This is a genomic window from Enterobacter sp. HK169 (genome assembly GCF_001719105.1).
GTDB classification, from domain to species: Bacteria; Pseudomonadota; Gammaproteobacteria; order Enterobacterales; family Enterobacteriaceae; genus Enterobacter; species Enterobacter asburiae_B.
Map to the genome: position 1 here is coordinate 3,824,965 of NZ_CP017087.1, position 17,320 is coordinate 3,842,284.

13 protein-coding genes, 3 tRNA genes and 3 rRNA genes are annotated in these 17,320 nt (G+C 52.6%); 12 read left to right on the forward strand and 7 right to left on the reverse strand.

Annotated features, from left to right (window positions below; all coding sequences use genetic code 11):
• Positions 1-6: 6 nt before the first annotated feature.
• From metQ to metN, 3 genes are read right to left on the reverse strand one after another with little or no spacing between them, the layout of a single operon-like run.
• Complete coding sequence (gene metQ / locus EnteroDNA1_RS18115; protein WP_014168729.1) at positions 7-822, reverse strand: methionine ABC transporter substrate-binding lipoprotein MetQ; 816 nt, start codon at positions 820-822, stop codon at positions 7-9.
• A 40-nt stretch (positions 823-862) separates the two neighbouring features.
• Positions 863-1,516, reverse strand: a complete 654-nt coding sequence (locus EnteroDNA1_RS18120; protein ID WP_014168730.1) for a methionine ABC transporter permease MetI — start codon at positions 1,514-1,516, stop codon at positions 863-865.
• Entirely contained in the window at positions 1,509-2,540 is a 1,032-nt protein-coding gene (gene metN / locus EnteroDNA1_RS18125) for a methionine ABC transporter ATP-binding protein MetN (protein WP_023310475.1), read from the reverse strand. The genes EnteroDNA1_RS18120 and metN overlap by 8 nt, the downstream gene beginning before the upstream one ends.
• Before the next feature lie 188 nt (positions 2,541-2,728).
• Between metN and gmhB the strand changes: the two genes are divergently transcribed.
• The 8 genes from gmhB to dkgB all read left to right on the forward strand — a co-directional run bounded on the left by gmhB (position 2,729) and on the right by dkgB (position 9,832).
• On the forward strand, positions 2,729-3,295 hold the full coding sequence (gene gmhB, locus EnteroDNA1_RS18130) for a D-glycero-beta-D-manno-heptose 1,7-bisphosphate 7-phosphatase (protein WP_069303686.1): 567 nt from the start codon (positions 2,729-2,731) through the stop codon (positions 3,293-3,295).
• 367 nt (positions 3,296-3,662) lie between these two features.
• A 16S ribosomal RNA gene (locus tag EnteroDNA1_RS18140) occupies positions 3,663-5,204 on the forward strand.
• A gap of 69 nt (positions 5,205-5,273) precedes the next feature.
• Positions 5,274-5,350: transfer RNA gene (locus tag EnteroDNA1_RS18145), tRNA-Ile, on the forward strand.
• Positions 5,351-5,392: 42 nt separating this feature from the next.
• Positions 5,393-5,468, forward strand: a tRNA-Ala gene (locus tag EnteroDNA1_RS18150).
• Positions 5,469-5,648: 180 nt separating this feature from the next.
• A 23S ribosomal RNA gene (locus tag EnteroDNA1_RS18155) occupies positions 5,649-8,553 on the forward strand.
• 67 nt (positions 8,554-8,620) lie between these two features.
• Positions 8,621-8,736 (forward strand): 5S ribosomal RNA (gene rrf, locus EnteroDNA1_RS18160).
• Together the 16S, 23S and 5S rRNA genes with 3 tRNA genes alongside form the textbook arrangement of a ribosomal RNA operon.
• A gap of 55 nt (positions 8,737-8,791) precedes the next feature.
• A tRNA-Asp gene (locus tag EnteroDNA1_RS18165) sits at positions 8,792-8,868 on the forward strand.
• Positions 8,869-9,028: 160 nt separating this feature from the next.
• Complete coding sequence (dkgB, locus tag EnteroDNA1_RS18170) at positions 9,029-9,832, forward strand: 2,5-didehydrogluconate reductase DkgB (RefSeq protein ID WP_069303687.1); 804 nt, start codon at positions 9,029-9,031, stop codon at positions 9,830-9,832.
• A 29-nt stretch (positions 9,833-9,861) separates the two neighbouring features.
• Here the strand turns inward: dkgB and yafC are convergent, their stop codons facing one another.
• Entirely contained in the window at positions 9,862-10,767 is a 906-nt protein-coding gene (yafC, locus tag EnteroDNA1_RS18175) for a DNA-binding transcriptional regulator YafC (protein ID WP_069303688.1), read from the reverse strand.
• Between the two features lie 104 nt (positions 10,768-10,871).
• On the opposite strand from yafC, the gene EnteroDNA1_RS18180 reads away from it, so the two are divergent.
• From EnteroDNA1_RS18180 to EnteroDNA1_RS18190, 3 genes are all read left to right on the forward strand, one after another.
• Positions 10,872-12,047 (forward strand): MFS transporter, encoded by a 1,176-nt coding sequence (locus EnteroDNA1_RS18180; protein ID WP_069303689.1) that lies wholly within the window; start codon positions 10,872-10,874, stop codon positions 12,045-12,047.
• 136 nt (positions 12,048-12,183) lie between these two features.
• Positions 12,184-12,984, forward strand: a complete 801-nt coding sequence (locus tag EnteroDNA1_RS18185; protein WP_024909448.1) for an endonuclease/exonuclease/phosphatase family protein — start codon at positions 12,184-12,186, stop codon at positions 12,982-12,984.
• A gap of 75 nt (positions 12,985-13,059) precedes the next feature.
• The gene (locus tag EnteroDNA1_RS18190; protein ID WP_033144687.1) at positions 13,060-13,833 is read left to right on the forward strand and encodes a class I SAM-dependent methyltransferase; all 774 of its coding nucleotides are present in this window, start codon (positions 13,060-13,062) and stop codon (positions 13,831-13,833) included.
• A gap of 52 nt (positions 13,834-13,885) precedes the next feature.
• Here EnteroDNA1_RS18190 and mltD read toward each other — a convergent pair whose 3' ends face one another.
• Complete coding sequence (gene mltD, locus EnteroDNA1_RS18195) at positions 13,886-15,250, reverse strand: murein transglycosylase D (protein ID WP_069303690.1); 1,365 nt, start codon at positions 15,248-15,250, stop codon at positions 13,886-13,888.
• Between the two features lie 68 nt (positions 15,251-15,318).
• Positions 15,319-16,077, reverse strand: coding sequence for a hydroxyacylglutathione hydrolase (gloB, locus tag EnteroDNA1_RS18200; RefSeq protein WP_069303691.1), 759 nt, complete (start codon positions 16,075-16,077; stop codon positions 15,319-15,321).
• Positions 16,078-16,109: 32 nt separating this feature from the next.
• On the opposite strand from gloB, the gene EnteroDNA1_RS18205 reads away from it, so the two are divergent.
• Positions 16,110-16,829: a class I SAM-dependent methyltransferase gene (locus tag EnteroDNA1_RS18205; RefSeq protein WP_023310484.1), complete on the forward strand. Its 720-nt coding sequence runs from the start codon at positions 16,110-16,112 to the stop codon at positions 16,827-16,829.
• Here the strand turns inward: EnteroDNA1_RS18205 and rnhA are convergent.
• Positions 16,826-17,293, reverse strand: a complete 468-nt coding sequence (gene rnhA, locus EnteroDNA1_RS18210; RefSeq protein ID WP_023334599.1) for a ribonuclease HI — start codon at positions 17,291-17,293, stop codon at positions 16,826-16,828. The two genes, EnteroDNA1_RS18205 and rnhA, sit on opposite strands and share 4 nt — an antisense overlap.
• Positions 17,294-17,320 lie beyond the last annotated feature (27 nt).

The following is a 17,320-nucleotide window of genomic DNA, read 5'->3' on the forward strand; positions in this document are numbered from 1 at the left end:
GTGAGATTACCAGCCTTTAACAGCGCCGCCGTTAAACACTTTGTTGGCTTCCTGGTAAACTTCATCAGACTGATAAGCCTGAACGAATTTCTTCACGTTTTCCGCGTCCTTGTTGTCTTCGCGAGTCACGATCAGGTTAACGTACGGGGAGTCTTTATCTTCAACGAAGATACCGTCTTTAGCCGGCGTCAGGCCAATCTGGCTGGCATAAGTGGTGTTGATCACGGCCAGGGCAATCTGCGCATCGTCCAGAGAACGTGGCAGCTGCGGTGCTTCCAGTTCAACAATTTTCAGATTTTTCGGGTTCTCGGTGACATCCAGAACGGTTGGCAGCAGGCCAACACCGTCTTTCAGTTTGATCAGGCCCACTTTCTGCAGCAGCAGCAGGGAACGGCCAAGGTTGGTTGGGTCGTTAGGCACGGCAACCTGAGAGCCCGGCTGCAGCTCGTCCAGCGATTTAATTTTCTTAGAGTAACCGGCAATTGGATAAACGAAGGTGTTACCAACACCCACCAGTTTATAGCCACGATCTTTGATCTGCTGATCCAGGTATGGCTTATGCTGGAAGGCGTTAGCGTCGATATCGCCTTTGCTCAGCGCTTCGTTCGGCAGAACGTAATCGTTGAAGGTCACGAGCTCAACGTCCAGGCCATACTTCTCTTTCGCCACTTTCTGAGCAACTTCAGCAACCTGTTGTTCTGCACCCACGATAACGCCCACTTTAATGTGGTTTGGATCTTTTTCGTCCTGACCGCAACCCACCAGTGCCAGAGAGCCGATCAGCGCGCCTACTGCTGCAAAGGTCTTTAATTTAAACGCCATGTTTTATCCTTAACTCGTAGAGTTTGTGTTGTGTGTAACGTTATTTGTGAGTAACGGTCCGGACGATGCGATCGCCAGAGAACTGGATTAAATAAACCAGAACAACCAGCAATACCAGAACGGTATTCATCACGGTAGCGTTATATCCAATATAGCCGTACTGGTAACCAATCTGGCCTAAACCGCCAGCGCCAACTGCGCCACCCATTGCGGAATAACCGACCAGCGTGATGAGCGTGATGGTTGCCGCGTTCACCAGGCCCGGCAGTGCTTCCGGGAGCAGGACTTTGCGGACGATCTGCATCGGCGTTGCGCCCATCGCGCGTGAGGCTTCGATCAAACCGGTTGGGATCTCCAGCAGGGCGTTTTCCACCATACGGGCGATAAACGGCGCAGCCCCCACGGTTAGCGGAACAATGGCCGCCTGCAGACCGATAGACGTTCCGACGATCACGCGGGTAAACGGAATCATCCACACCAGCAGAATAATGAAGGGAATAGAACGGAAGATGTTCACCAGCGCAGAGAGCGTACGGTACAGTTTCGCGTTCTCAATGATTTGACCCGGACGCGTCACATACAGCAGTACGCCGACCGGCAGGCCAATCACAAAACCAAAGAAGCCAGAGACAAAGGTCATTGCCAGCGTTTCCCAAACGCCGCGAACCAGCAGCCACATCATCGGCTCAGACATAACCCAGTACCTCTACTTTTACGTGGTGTTCTTGCAGCCAGGCAATCGCGGCCTGGGTTTCTTCTTGTGTGCCGTGCATTTCTGTCAGCATGATGCCGAACTTCACGCCACCGGCGTAATCCATCTGCGCGCTGATGATGTTGTTGTTTACGTTAAAGCGACGCGCGGTTTCGGAAAGCAGGGGAGCGTCAACGGACTGACCGGTGAACTCCATGCGCAGCATCGGGACGCTGTCTGCTGCGGGTTCGGTTTTCAAACGCTCCAGATAATCTTCCGGAATATCCAGATGCAGCGTGGACTGGATGAACTGCTGTGCCAGCGGCGTCTTCGGATGCGAGAAGACTTCACTTACCGTGTCCTGCTCGATCAGTTCACCGTTGCTGATGACCGCCACGCAGTCGCAGATGCGTTTCACCACGTCCATCTCATGTGTAATAAGGAGGATCGTCAGGCCCAGGCGACGGTTAATGTCTTTCAGCAGTTCCAGAATCGAACGCGTGGTTGCCGGATCCAGTGCGCTGGTGGCTTCATCGCACAGCAGTACCTTAGGATTACTTGCCAGCGCGCGGGCAATGGCCACACGCTGCTTTTGCCCACCGGACAGATTTGCCGGGTAGCTATCATGCTTGTCGCCCAGACCTACGAGGTCGAGCAGCTCGGTGACGCGACGCTTCACTTCTTCTTTTGGCGTGTTATCAAGCTCAAGCGGCAGGGCAACGTTGCCGAACACGGTGCGGGAAGCCAGCAGGTTAAAGTGCTGGAAGATCATGCCAATCTGACGACGCGCTTTGGTGAGTTCTTTCTCTGAGAGGGCGGTAAGTTCCTGGCCGCCAACTTCTACGCTGCCCTGGGTTGGGCGCTCAAGCAGGTTAACACAACGAATCAGCGTGCTTTTACCTGCACCCGATGCGCCAATGACGCCATAAATTTGACCAGCAGGAACATGCAGGCTGACGTTGTTCAGCGCCTGAATGGTTCGGTTCCCCTGCTGGAACACTTTGGTGATATTGGAAAGTTTAATCATTAGATTATTTTTATCGTATGTAAGTTAGCCGTGGCATTTTCTTCTGCCAGATACGGGTGATGACCGTAAACAAAACGGATGTTAAGGCATCCAGACGTCTAAATCAATCCAACTCTGTACGATGAGCACTTTATTGCGCTGCGATTCATGAGATACTAGTCGAACATGCCTTTTTCAGGAGCAAACCGGTGGCAAAATCAGTACCCGCAATTTTTCTCGATCGTGATGGCACTATTAATGTGGATCACGGTTATGTTCATGAGATTGATGAGTTCGAGTTTATCGAGGGCGTAATAGATGCCATGCGCCAGCTGAAAGAGATGGGTTATGCGCTGGTGGTTGTGACGAACCAGTCCGGTATTGCACGCGGTAAATTCACCGAGGCGCAGTTCGAGACGCTGACGGAATGGATGGACTGGTCGCTGGCCGACCGCGGTGTGGATCTCGACGGCATCTACTATTGTCCGCACCACCCGCAGGGAACCGTTGATGCGTATCGCCAGACCTGTGACTGCCGTAAGCCGCATCCCGGGATGTTCATCTCTGCACAGGAGTTCCTGCACATTGATATGTCTGCTTCTTATATGGTGGGCGATAAACTGGAAGATATGCAGGCAGCCGCCGCAGCGGATGTAGGAACCAAAATATTAGTTCGCACCGGTAAGCCAGTGACGCCAGAAGCAGAAAATGCAGCGGATTGGGTGATTAATAGTCTGGCCGATCTGCCAAAAGAGATTAAAAAGCACCAAAAATAGCCTTTTTGGTGAAAAGATGAGCGGTTGAAATAAAAATGCATTTTTCCGCTTGTCATTCCTCGGCGGCCCCCTATAATGCGCCTCCATCGACACGGCGGATGTGAATCACTTCACAGACAACGCGGTCGGTTGAAGAGAAAAATTCTGAAATAACGGGTTGACTCTGAAAGAGGAAAGCGTAATATACGCCACCTCGCAACGGTGAGCGAAAGCCGCGTTGCACTGCTCTTTAACAATTTATCAGACAATCTGTGTGGGCACTCAAAGTGACATGGATTCTTAACGTCGCAAGACGAAAAATGAATACCAAGTCTCTGAGTGAACATACGTAATTCATTACGAAGTTTAATTCACGAGCATCAAACTTAAATTGAAGAGTTTGATCATGGCTCAGATTGAACGCTGGCGGCAGGCCTAACACATGCAAGTCGAGCGGCAGCGGAAAGTAGCTTGCTACTTTGCCGGCGAGCGGCGGACGGGTGAGTAATGTCTGGGAAACTGCCTGATGGAGGGGGATAACTACTGGAAACGGTAGCTAATACCGCATAACGTCGCAAGACCAAAGAGGGGGACCTTCGGGCCTCTTGCCATCAGATGTGCCCAGATGGGATTAGCTAGTAGGTGGGGTAACGGCTCACCTAGGCGACGATCCCTAGCTGGTCTGAGAGGATGACCAGCCACACTGGAACTGAGACACGGTCCAGACTCCTACGGGAGGCAGCAGTGGGGAATATTGCACAATGGGCGCAAGCCTGATGCAGCCATGCCGCGTGTATGAAGAAGGCCTTCGGGTTGTAAAGTACTTTCAGCGGGGAGGAAGGCGATAAGGTTAATAACCTTGTCGATTGACGTTACCCGCAGAAGAAGCACCGGCTAACTCCGTGCCAGCAGCCGCGGTAATACGGAGGGTGCAAGCGTTAATCGGAATTACTGGGCGTAAAGCGCACGCAGGCGGTCTGTCAAGTCGGATGTGAAATCCCCGGGCTCAACCTGGGAACTGCATTCGAAACTGGCAGGCTAGAGTCTTGTAGAGGGGGGTAGAATTCCAGGTGTAGCGGTGAAATGCGTAGAGATCTGGAGGAATACCGGTGGCGAAGGCGGCCCCCTGGACAAAGACTGACGCTCAGGTGCGAAAGCGTGGGGAGCAAACAGGATTAGATACCCTGGTAGTCCACGCCGTAAACGATGTCGACTTGGAGGTTGTGCCCTTGAGGCGTGGCTTCCGGAGCTAACGCGTTAAGTCGACCGCCTGGGGAGTACGGCCGCAAGGTTAAAACTCAAATGAATTGACGGGGGCCCGCACAAGCGGTGGAGCATGTGGTTTAATTCGATGCAACGCGAAGAACCTTACCTACTCTTGACATCCAGAGAACTTTCCAGAGATGGATTGGTGCCTTCGGGAACTCTGAGACAGGTGCTGCATGGCTGTCGTCAGCTCGTGTTGTGAAATGTTGGGTTAAGTCCCGCAACGAGCGCAACCCTTATCCTTTGTTGCCAGCGGTTAGGCCGGGAACTCAAAGGAGACTGCCAGTGATAAACTGGAGGAAGGTGGGGATGACGTCAAGTCATCATGGCCCTTACGAGTAGGGCTACACACGTGCTACAATGGCGCATACAAAGAGAAGCGACCTCGCGAGAGCAAGCGGACCTCATAAAGTGCGTCGTAGTCCGGATTGGAGTCTGCAACTCGACTCCATGAAGTCGGAATCGCTAGTAATCGTAGATCAGAATGCTACGGTGAATACGTTCCCGGGCCTTGTACACACCGCCCGTCACACCATGGGAGTGGGTTGCAAAAGAAGTAGGTAGCTTAACCTTCGGGAGGGCGCTTACCACTTTGTGATTCATGACTGGGGTGAAGTCGTAACAAGGTAACCGTAGGGGAACCTGCGGTTGGATCACCTCCTTACCTTAAAGAACCTGCCTTTGCAGTGCTCACACAGATTGTCTGATGAAAAACAGCAGTAAAAATCTCTGCAGGCTTGTAGCTCAGGTGGTTAGAGCGCACCCCTGATAAGGGTGAGGTCGGTGGTTCAAGTCCACTCAGGCCTACCAAACTCCTTTTAAAGGATGAGCGGTACAGAGATGATAAACGATGGGGCTATAGCTCAGCTGGGAGAGCGCCTGCTTTGCACGCAGGAGGTCTGCGGTTCGATCCCGCATAGCTCCACCATCTTTTACTGCGAACACAAGAAAACTTCAGAGTGAACCTGAAAAGGTGCACTGCGAAGTTTTGCTCTTTAAAAATCTGGATCAAGCTGAAAATTGAAACGACACATATGTTATGTGTGTTCGAGTCTCTCAAATTTTCGCAAGTCGATGATGAATCGAAAGAAACATCTTCGGGTTGTGAGGTTAAGCGACTAAGCGTACACGGTGGATGCCCTGGCAGTCAGAGGCGATGAAGGACGTGCTAATCTGCGAAAAGCGCCGGCGAGGTGATATGAACCTTTGACCCGGCGATGTCCGAATGGGGAAACCCAGTGCAATTCGTTGCACTATCGTTAACTGAATACATAGGTTAACGAGGCGAACCGGGGGAACTGAAACATCTAAGTACCCCGAGGAAAAGAAATCAACCGAGATTCCCCCAGTAGCGGCGAGCGAACGGGGAGCAGCCCAGAGTCTGAATCAGCTTGTGTGTTAGTGGAAGCGTCTGGAAAGTCGCACGGTACAGGGTGACAGTCCCGTACACGAAAGCACACAGGCTGTGAACTCGAAGAGTAGGGCGGGACACGTGGTATCCTGTCTGAATATGGGGGGACCATCCTCCAAGGCTAAATACTCCTGACTGACCGATAGTGAACCAGTACCGTGAGGGAAAGGCGAAAAGAACCCCGGCGAGGGGAGTGAAAAAGAACCTGAAACCGTGTACGTACAAGCAGTGGGAGCACCCTTGTGGTGTGACTGCGTACCTTTTGTATAATGGGTCAGCGACTTATATTCTGTAGCAAGGTTAACCGTATAGGGGAGCCGAAGGGAAACCGAGTCTTAACTGGGCGTTAAGTTGCAGGGTATAGACCCGAAACCCGGTGATCTAGCCATGGGCAGGTTGAAGGTTGGGTAACACTAACTGGAGGACCGAACCGACTAATGTTGAAAAATTAGCGGATGACTTGTGGCTGGGGGTGAAAGGCCAATCAAACCGGGAGATAGCTGGTTCTCCCCGAAAGCTATTTAGGTAGCGCCTCGTGAACTCATCTTCGGGGGTAGAGCACTGTTTCGGCTAGGGGGCCATCCCGGCTTACCAACCCGATGCAAACTACGAATACCGAAGAATGTTATCACGGGAGACACACGGCGGGTGCTAACGTCCGTCGTGAAGAGGGAAACAACCCAGACCGCCAGCTAAGGTCCCAAAGTCATGGTTAAGTGGGAAACGATGTGGGAAGGCACAGACAGCCAGGATGTTGGCTTAGAAGCAGCCATCATTTAAAGAAAGCGTAATAGCTCACTGGTCGAGTCGGCCTGCGCGGAAGATGTAACGGGGCTAAACCATGCACCGAAGCTGCGGCAGCGACACTATGTGTTGTTGGGTAGGGGAGCGTTCTGTAAGCCGTTGAAGGTGTGCTGTGAGGCATGCTGGAGGTATCAGAAGTGCGAATGCTGACATAAGTAACGATAAAGCGGGTGAAAAGCCCGCTCGCCGGAAGACCAAGGGTTCCTGTCCAACGTTAATCGGGGCAGGGTGAGTCGACCCCTAAGGCGAGGCCGAAAGGCGTAGTCGATGGGAAACAGGTTAATATTCCTGTACTTGGTGTTACTGCGAAGGGGGGACGGAGAAGGCTATGTTAGCCGGGCGACGGTTGTCCCGGTTTAAGCATGTAGGCGGAGGTTCCAGGTAAATCCGGTACCTTATTAACGCTGAGGTGTGATGACGAGGCACTACGGTGCTGAAGTAACAAATGCCCTGCTTCCAGGAAAAGCCTCTAAGCATCAGGTAACATCAAATCGTACCCCAAACCGACACAGGTGGTCAGGTAGAGAATACCAAGGCGCTTGAGAGAACTCGGGTGAAGGAACTAGGCAAAATGGTGCCGTAACTTCGGGAGAAGGCACGCTGATATGTAGGTGAAGCCCCTGCGGGTGGAGCTGAAATCAGTCGAAGATACCAGCTGGCTGCAACTGTTTATTAAAAACACAGCACTGTGCAAACACGAAAGTGGACGTATACGGTGTGACGCCTGCCCGGTGCCGGAAGGTTAATTGATGGGGTTAGCGGTAACGCGAAGCTCTTGATCGAAGCCCCGGTAAACGGCGGCCGTAACTATAACGGTCCTAAGGTAGCGAAATTCCTTGTCGGGTAAGTTCCGACCTGCACGAATGGCGTAATGATGGCCAGGCTGTCTCCACCCGAGACTCAGTGAAATTGAACTCGCTGTGAAGATGCAGTGTACCCGCGGCAAGACGGAAAGACCCCGTGAACCTTTACTATAGCTTGACACTGAACACTGGTCCTTGATGTGTAGGATAGGTGGGAGGCTTTGAAGCGTGGACGCCAGTCTGCGTGGAGCCGACCTTGAAATACCACCCTTTAATGGCTGGTGTTCTAACGTAGACCCGTAATCCGGGTTGCGGACAGTGTCTGGTGGGTAGTTTGACTGGGGCGGTCTCCTCCCAAAGAGTAACGGAGGAGCACGAAGGTTAGCTAATCCTGGTCGGACATCAGGAGGTTAGTGCAATGGCATAAGCTAGCTTGACTGCGAGAGTGACGGCTCGAGCAGGTGCGAAAGCAGGTCATAGTGATCCGGTGGTTCTGAATGGAAGGGCCATCGCTCAACGGATAAAAGGTACTCCGGGGATAACAGGCTGATACCGCCCAAGAGTTCATATCGACGGCGGTGTTTGGCACCTCGATGTCGGCTCATCACATCCTGGGGCTGAAGTAGGTCCCAAGGGTATGGCTGTTCGCCATTTAAAGTGGTACGCGAGCTGGGTTTAGAACGTCGTGAGACAGTTCGGTCCCTATCTGCCGTGGGCGCTGGAGAATTGAGGGGGGCTGCTCCTAGTACGAGAGGACCGGAGTGGACGCATCACTGGTGTTCGGGTTGTCATGCCAATGGCACTGCCCGGTAGCTAAATGCGGAAAAGATAAGTGCTGAAAGCATCTAAGCACGAAACTTGCCCCGAGATGAGTTCTCCCTGACCCTTTAAGGGTCCTGAAGGAACGTTGAAGACTACGACGTTGATAGGTCGGGTGTGTAAGCGCAGCGATGCGTTGAGCTAACCGATACTAATGAACCGTGAGGCTTAACCTTACAACGCCGAAGCTGTTTCGGCGAAGACAGACACGATTTTCAGCCTGATACAGATTAACAGAATTTGCCTGGCGGCTTTAGCGCGGTGGTCCCACCTGACCCCATGCCGAACTCAGAAGTGAAACGCCGTAGCGCCGATGGTAGTGTGGGGTCTCCCCATGTGAGAGTAGGGAACTGCCAGGCATCAAATTAAGTAGTAAGCCGGTGCATAAATCCGGTGGTTACAGCAGTCTTCGGTGGAGCGGTAGTTCAGTCGGTTAGAATACCTGCCTGTCACGCAGGGGGTCGCGGGTTCGAGTCCCGTCCGTTCCGCCACTTATTAAAAGCCCTGAGCTCACGCTCAGGGCTTTTTTCTTATCTGACGTTTAATTATTGCGAAATTAGCAAAAATCCTCTGCGTTTTGCGATCTTTTTCTCTATAACAACGCCAGCGATAATCTTCCTCAGTTTACGAACATAATGATTGAGGAATAGTATGACTCTCCCTGCATTTGGTCTTGGCACTTTCCGCCTGAAAGACGACGTTGTTATCGCATCGGTTAAAACCGCACTCGAACTGGGCTATCGTGGAGTTGATACGGCACAGATCTATGAAAACGAAGCTGCCGTTGGACAAGCTCTCGAAGAGAGTGGTGTGCCGCGTAACGAACTGTTTATCACCACGAAAATCTGGATTGAGAATCTCAGCAAAGATAAGCTGATCCCTAGCCTGAAAGAGAGCCTGAAAAAACTGCGTACTGACTACGTAGATCTGACGCTGATCCACTGGCCATCACCGAATGATGCCGTCTCAGTAGAGGAATTCATGCAGGCGCTGCTGGAAGCGAAAAAGCAGGGCTTAACCCGCGAAATTGGGATCTCCAACTTCACCATTCCGCTGATGGAAAAAGCCATTGCTGCTGTTGGTGCAGAAAATATTGCAACCAACCAGATTGAGCTGTCGCCATACCTGCAAAACCGCAAAGTCGTGGAATGGGCAAAACAGCACGGGATCCACATCACCTCATACATGACGCTGGCCTACGGTAAGGCGCTGAAAAATGAAGTGATTACGCGTATCGCAGAGAAGCATAACGCGACTGCTGCGCAGGTGATTCTGGCATGGGCAATGGGTGAAGGTTATGCCGTGATCCCATCATCAACTAAGCGTGAAAACCTGGCCAGCAACCTGTTAGCAACGGATCTTCATCTGGATGCAGACGATAAAAAAGCGATCGCAGCGCTGGAGTGCAACGATCGCCTGGTCAGCCCGGAAGGTTTAGCTCCTGACTGGGATTAAGTTTGACCCACCCTCTGTAACCTGAACCCTCACACAGCTCCTCCGGGAGCTGTTTTTATATGTTCACTCAGGAAGTCAATAAAGGCACGAATGCGCGTACTCACCGCTCTGTCACTGTAATACACCGCGCTAAAAGGCATTTCGACCGGCAGACGTTTATCGGCCATTAGCTCCACCAGTTCACCCCGGGCTATCTCCTTATTAATCATATAGTCTGACAAGCAGGCGATACCATTTCCTTCGAGACACAGCTGTTTCAGCGTCTCTCCGCTGTTAGACGATAATCCGCAGGTAATTTCATAAAGTTGACCATCATGGCAGGCAACAGGCCAGGTGTTCAGCGACACCGGCTCCGTAAAGCCAAGGCACAGATGCTGCTTCAGTTCTTCAACCGTCTCCGGTTTACCATGTTCGGCAATATACTCTGGCGATGCGATAATTTTGCGGTAGCTGGCAAACAGAGGGCGGGCACGCAAGCTTGAATCTGTAAGGGTTCCCGCCCGGATAGCCACATCCACTTTCCGTTCGATGAGGTTGATAAACGTCTCTGAGGAGACCAGCGATAGCGTCATCTCCGGATAGCGCTCGCGGAAAGGTTTGATCAGCGGCATCAGAAAATGGAGCACAACCGGCGTGGCCGCATCAATGCGCAGCAAACCACGCGGCGTGCTGCGGGTCTCCATAATCTCCGTCTCCGCTGCAGCCATCTCCTGCAATACCGACTGCACGCGGCGGAAGTAACGCTCTCCCTCTTCCGTCAGGCTCAGCTGCCGCGTCGTTCGGTTAAGCAGACTCACTCCAAGCTTCATCTCCAGTTTTTTTACCGAACGGCTGATGGCTGAGTTAGCCTGACCCAGCTGTTCGGCCGCGCGGCTAAAGCTGCCGCTTTCAACGACGGCGACAAAGATTGTCAGCTCTTCCGATGTTGCTTTCATTTTTGCACCACCTGCAAAATTCTATTGATATTTTGACCATTTTTGTTATTTAAGCACTGGCGCATACTGCCTGTCATCTTAATCCTGATGATACGGAGTATTTTATGCCACTGGCGCTACTTGCCCTGACGATCAGTGCCTTCGCAATTGGCACGACCGAATTTGTTATCGTGGGTCTGGTTCCCACTATTGCTAACCAGCTTGCGATCTCGTTGCCCTCTGCGGGGTTGCTGGTATCAATCTACGCCCTGGGCGTCGCCGTCGGTGCGCCAGTGCTGACGGCCCTGACCGGACGTTTTCCGCGTAAGCAGCTGTTAGTCGCGCTGATGGTGCTGTTCACCGCCGGCAACGTTCTGGCCTGGCAGGCGCCGGACTACACCACGCTGGTGATTGCGCGTCTGTTAACCGGCCTTGCACACGGTGTGTTCTTCTCGATTGGTTCCACCATTGCAACCAGCCTGGTGCCCAAAGAGAAAGCGGCTTCAGCTATTGCGATCATGTTTGGTGGGCTGACCGTCGCACTCGTTACGGGCGTACCGCTGGGAACGTTTATCGGACAACACTTCGGCTGGCGTGAAACGTTCCTTGCCGTCTCCTTACTGGGCGTCATCGCCCTGGTGACCAGCCTGCTGCTGGTACCGTCGAACATCCCTGGCCGGGCGAGCGCCAGCCTGCGCGATCAGCTGAAGGTGCTCACGCATCCCCGTTTGCTGATTATCTACGCGGTAACTGCATTGGGCTATGGCGGCGTATTCACGGCTTTCACCTTCCTGGCGCCGATGATGCAGGATCTGGCAGGCTTTTCACCCAATGCCGTGAGCTGGATTTTGCTGGGATACGGTATTTCCGTTGCCATTGGCAATATCTGGGGCGGCAAGCTTGCAGATAAGCATGGTGCGGTACCGGCGCTGAAATTCATCTTCGCCGCCCTGGTGGTTCTGCTGATGATTTTCCAGTTCACGGCTTCGGTACACTACGCCGCGCTGGTCACTGTGCTGGTCATGGGGATCTTTGCCTTTGGTAATGTCCCCGGGCTTCAGGTTTACGTTGTCCAGAAAGCCGAGCTCTATACGCCAAATGCCGTGGATGTGGCGTCCGGTCTGAACATTGCCGCATTTAATATCGGCATTGCGCTGGGCTCCATCATTGGCGGGAAAACCGTAGCGCATGTTGGATTAGCCCAGACCCCGTGGATTGGCGCGGTGATTGTCCTGGTCGCCTTCCTGCTGATTGGACTGAGTGGACGTCTCGATAAGCCAGCCAGGGACGCGCTGGGTTAACATCAGTAAGTGCTTGCTTACAAAACTGGAAAGCGGTTTCTCAGAAATTGCGTTGAAAGTATGACCTAAAGTCCCTATAACATTAGAACCAGTCCGTTTTCCGGGCTGGTTCATGTTACAGAGGCTGTTTCCAAAAGTGCGAAAAAATACCTATGCCATGCGTTATGTTGCCGGAATGCCCGCGGAGAGGATCTTGCCTCCGGGGTCATTTGCGAGCATAAGCCAGGCATTACCCGCCGGCACACCGTTAAGCAGCGATGAGAAAATCCGTGTACTGGTGTGGAATATCTTTAAGCAGCAGCGTGCCGAATGGTTATCGGTACTCAAGAATTTTGGAAAAGATGCCCACCTGGTTCTGCTCCAGGAGGCACAAACCACCCCTGAACTGGTACGCTTTGCCACCACGAACTATCTTGCCGCCGACCAGGTGCCTGCGTTTGTCCTGCCACAACACCCCTCAGGTGTGATGACGCTTTCAGCAGCACATCCGGTCTATTGTTGTCCACTGCGCGAACGTGAACCTATCCTGCGTCTGGCAAAATCGGCGCTGGTGACGGTCTATCCGCTGCCGGATACCCGAATGCTGATGGTCGTGAATATCCATGCGGTAAATTTCAGTCTGGGCGTGGATGTCTACAGTAAGCAGTTACTTCCGATCGGCGATCAGATTGCCCATCACAGCGGGCCCATCATTATGGCCGGCGATTTCAATGCCTGGAGTCGTCCGCGCATGAATGCGCTGTATCGCTTTGCGCGCGAAATGTCGCTGCGTGAAGTTCGTTTTAGCGATGACCAGCGCAAAAAAGCCTTTGGTCGTCCTCTCGATTTTGTCTTCTATCGTGGTTTGAGCGTGCATGATGCCTCGGTTCTGGTGACGCGCGCCTCGGATCATAACCCTCTACTAGTCGAATTCAGTCCCGGCAAACCTGATAAATAATGGTGTGTCAGGTCTGCCGTGGGGCAGGCCTGTGCGGGTGCTGCCCTTTATTTTTCACTCACAAAGGACAGTACGATGACAACAACACGCTCCCATCATGACAACGTAGAAAAACAGTTTGGTTCTCAGGCAAGTGCCTATTTGAGCAGCGCCGTGCATGCTTCTGGCCGCGATCTGGTGCGTCTCGGTGAACGTCTGGCGGCGTTCCCGCAGGCACACGTGCTGGATTTAGGCTGCGGGGCAGGGCATGCCAGCTTTACCGCTGCGCAGCGGGTCGCGCACGTTACCGCGTATGACTTATCCAGCCAGATGCTGGACGTCGTTGCCGGGGCGGCAAAAGCGAAAGGGCTGAACAACATCAATACGCGCCAGGGCTATGCCGAATCCTTACCGTTCGATGATGCATCGTTTGAGGTGGTGATCAGCCGTTATTCCGCGCACCACTGGCACGATGTCGGCCAGGCATTGCGCGAGGTCAAACGTGTTCTGAAGCCGGGCGGCACCTTCATCATTATGGATGTGATGTCTCCCGGACACCCGGTGCGCAATATCTGGCTGCAGACGGTAGAAGCGCTGCGCGATACCTCGCACGTGCAAAATTACGCCAGCGGAGAGTGGTTGTCGCTTATCACTGAAGCGGGGCTGATCGCGCGCGCGTTGATTACCGATCGCTTACCGCTGGAGTTCAGCTCCTGGATCGCGCGTATGCGCACCCCGGAAGCATTGAGCCAGGCGATCAGACTGTATCAGGAGAGTGCGTCCGCGGAGGTAAAGGCGTACTTTGAACTGCAGGACGATGGCTCGTTTACCAGCGATACCATCATGGCTGAAGCGCAAAAAGCGGAATAAACAAAAAAGGCACCGAGGGGAATCGGTGCCTTTTTATCTTTCGATCGTGCTATCAGGAGTCTGGCGTCGCGCTGTTCTTCACAAACAGCGTCAGCTGGTCGCCAGGTTTCAGATTGTCAGTATCATTGTTCCAGCGCATCACATCCTTGATGTTCACGCCGTGCCGTTTTGCGATACTGGACAGTGAATCGCCCTTGCGTACGCGATAGGTAATGCTATCGCTGTTGCTGGCAAGACGCTGTGCGCTGCTACCTGCACCTACCGTCAGAGTCTGACCCACTTTCAGGCCGGAACTGCGCAGATTATTCCACTGCTGCAGATCTTTCGCATTCACGCCAAGACGTGACGCAATGCCCGAAAGCGTATCACCTGAACGAACCTTATAGCTGCGGCTGTTAACTGATGATGCATCCGCGATCAGCGTTGACTGAACGGCGGCGATTTCACCAGAAGCTAAAGACTCGCGTAACTGCTCGGCATGTTTCTGCGGAACCATTACATACTGCGGGCCACTTGCCCCCAGGGTTGAGCCTTTAACGCCAGCATTAAAGGTTTTCAATTTACTTACCGACATACCCGTCATATCAGCAACCTGTTGAATATCAACTGGATTGCTGAGGCGAACACGCGCCAGTGCACGACTTTCGTCTGGTGTTGGCAGTTGTACACCGTAACGCTTGCTGTTCTTGAGAATATCGCTCAATGCCAGCATTTTCGGTACGTAAATCTTTGTTTCCTGTGGCAGTGAGAGCGACCAAAAATCGGTGGATTTACCCCGTGCTTTATTCGCTTTCATTGCCTTCAGTACACGACCTTCGCCACTATTATACGCTGCGACCGTTAACAGCCAGTCGCCGTCAAACATCTTGTTCAGACGTTGCATCATGTCGAGAGCGGCTGTCGTTGAAGCGACAACATCGCGACGCGCATCATAGTTGCGGGTCTGTTTCAGACCATAGTTTCGCCCGGTGCTCGGAATGATCTGCCAAATGCCTGCGGCATTGGCGCCAGACGTCGCGTGTGGGTCAAAAGCGCTCTCCACTATGGGTAGGAGTACCAGCTCCATAGGCATGTTACGTTTCTTAACTTGCCCGGCTATCCAGTACATATACGGCTCTGCCCGTAACGTTACATCGTGGAGATAGCTCTTATTACTTAAATACTTCTGTTTCTGTTCGCGAATCCGGGGATTTTCCGGAATTCCCATCTTTAGCTCGTCGCCAATAGAGGTCCACAAGTCTTGATCCTGCGCGTAAGATGTTCCATCGTCCATCCAACGCGCCGAACTTGCAAACTTCCCTGCTTCCCTTTGACCAGCTGCAGAAAGGCTCTGTGCGTGCTGTTGTACGTTGCTGCCGTTTTGCGACTGGCAACCTACAAGCAGGACAGAGGCGAGTAATATCGCTTTTGCCTTCATGTGTGTGTCAATAGTTGCTTAAAAGACGAGCGATGATAACGGCGAAATTTTGAAAAGGCAACCCGCAATTATCTGAAGTTATCTTTCTTTGACCTTAACCATGCAAATCGCTGTTCTGGTTGTTGCAAATTTGTTTCTTGGTTAATTTTATTAATTAAATCAATATCATCTGTGCGTAAAAATAAATTAATTTGGCGCTCATTTTTCAGAATTACGGGGAGTGTTTTTTGGTTTTTTGCACGTAACTCCTTCACTTTGTGATAATAATCCTGAATCGCTCGATCCTCGGGTAAGAGGCTCACGGCAAACTTCATATTTTCTAATGTATACTCATGGGCGCAACAAATGAGCGTCTCATCGGGTAGCGCGTTAATCTTCTGTAAAGACTGATACATTTGAGCTGGCGTGCCTTCAAATAGTCTTCCGCAGCCTCCAGAGAAGAGCGTATCGCCGCAAAAAAGATAAGGCTTACTGTAGAAACACAGATGTCCCAAAGTGTGACCCGGTGTAGCAAATACGGAAAACTCCCACTCGCGTATGAGGATATTTTCGCCTTCTTCGACTACATGCGTGATTCCCTTATCTTGTGCCTCTGCCGGTCCGTAAACCACAAGATGCGGAAAATGAGCGCGCAGTTCAGGCACGCCGCCAGTGTGATCGCTATGATGATGCGTCAACAGAATGGCTTCTGGCTGCCAGCCGTTCTCTTTTATGGCGTGCAGTACAGGGGCGGATTCTCCGGGATCGACAATGACGCAGCGGCGATCGTCGTCAACCAAAACCCAGATGTAATTGTCCTGAAACGCTGGAATACTGATAAGATTCATACATTACCTCTTAGAGCGTGGCGGGTGTTTTGATGAAACCGGCAAGGATACCTCAGACTGTCGCAGCACCGGAACGTTGGGCGGAATTGCCCTGGGGTGAATACTATCGCGAAGCGTTAGAACAGCAGCTGAAGCCCTGGCTCGCGAAAATGTATGGCTTTCACCTGCTTAAGATTGGCAATCTCAGCGCGGAAATCAATACCGAAAGCTGCGCTATCTCGCATCAGGTTAACGTCTCTCTCGGCGGATCGCCGGTTCAGGTGAAAGCAGACCCGCTGCATCTGCCGTTTGCGGAAAAATCCGTCGATGCGTGTTTGCTCGCACATACGCTACCCTGGTGCAGCGATCCGCATCGTCTGCTTCGCGAAGCCGATCGCGTGCTGATTGATGACGGCTGGCTGGTACTTAGCGGATTCAATCCGCTAAGCCTGATGGGCCTGCGTAAGCTGGTACCGGTGCTACGCCGGACTCCACCTTACAACAGCCGGATGTTCACCATGATGCGTCAGCTCGACTGGCTTTCACTGCTGAATTTTGAAGTGCTCTGCTACGGTGGTTTTCAGGTGCTGCCCTGGGCGCGGCAGGGGGGCGTGGTACTGAGCACCCATCTCCCCGCGTTGGGCTGTTTGCAGTTTATCGTTGCGCGTAAGCGAACCATTCCCCTTACGCTTAACCCCATGAAGCAGAGCAAGTCGAAAACGCCCATCCGCCAGACCGTGGGCGCCACGCGGCAGTACAAAAAAACCGATTAGACGTCGGGCTGATAGCCCGCATCTTCATGTGCGGGATTGGATGCCGCAGCACGCGCCAGTTCGTCGCAGCGTTCGTTTTCCGGGTGGCCTGCGTGGCCTTTAACCCACTCCCACTTAATCTGGTGCTGGCCCAGCGCAGCATCAAGACGTTTCCAGAGATCGACGTTCTTGACCGGCTTCTTATCGGCGGTTTTCCAGCCGCGTTTTTTCCAGTTATGGATCCACTGGGTGATCCCCTGACGCACGTACTGACTGTCGGTGCTTAGCACCACGTCACAATGTTCTTTTAACGCCTCCAGCGCCACGATGGCCGCCATCAACTCCATCCGGTTGTTGGTGGTCAGAAAATAGCCTTCGCTAAAGGTTTTTTCGTGCTGGCGATAGCGCATAATCGCGCCGTAGCCGCCGGGTCCTGGGTTACCGAGACAAGATCCATCGGTGAAAATTTCTACCTGTTTACGCATCTCTGGTAGACTTCCTGTATTCGAAAC

What these genes read in the sequence shown, in the direction of transcription:
- yafC (WP_069303688.1), bottom strand. Translation starts at nt 10,767, where the DNA reads ATGAAAGCAACATCGGAAGAGCTGACAATCTTTGTCGCCGTCGTTGAA.
- metQ (WP_014168729.1), bottom strand. Translation starts at nt 822, where the DNA reads ATGGCGTTTAAATTAAAGACCTTTGCAGCAGTAGGCGCGCTGATCGGC.
- EnteroDNA1_RS18205 (WP_023310484.1), top strand. Translation starts at nt 16,110, where the DNA reads ATGAAACCGGCAAGGATACCTCAGACTGTCGCAGCACCGGAACGTTGG.
- EnteroDNA1_RS18190 (WP_033144687.1), top strand. Translation starts at nt 13,060, where the DNA reads ATGACAACAACACGCTCCCATCATGACAACGTAGAAAAACAGTTTGGT.
- metN (WP_023310475.1), bottom strand. Translation starts at nt 2,540, where the DNA reads ATGATTAAACTTTCCAATATCACCAAAGTGTTCCAGCAGGGGAACCGA.
- dkgB (WP_069303687.1), top strand. Translation starts at nt 9,029, where the DNA reads ATGACTCTCCCTGCATTTGGTCTTGGCACTTTCCGCCTGAAAGACGAC.
- rnhA (WP_023334599.1), bottom strand. Translation starts at nt 17,293, where the DNA reads ATGCGTAAACAGGTAGAAATTTTCACCGATGGATCTTGTCTCGGTAAC.
- EnteroDNA1_RS18180 (WP_069303689.1), top strand. Translation starts at nt 10,872, where the DNA reads ATGCCACTGGCGCTACTTGCCCTGACGATCAGTGCCTTCGCAATTGGC.
- EnteroDNA1_RS18120 (WP_014168730.1), bottom strand. Translation starts at nt 1,516, where the DNA reads ATGTCTGAGCCGATGATGTGGCTGCTGGTTCGCGGCGTTTGGGAAACG.
- mltD (WP_069303690.1), bottom strand. Translation starts at nt 15,250, where the DNA reads ATGAAGGCAAAAGCGATATTACTCGCCTCTGTCCTGCTTGTAGGTTGC.
- gloB (WP_069303691.1), bottom strand. Translation starts at nt 16,077, where the DNA reads ATGAATCTTATCAGTATTCCAGCGTTTCAGGACAATTACATCTGGGTT.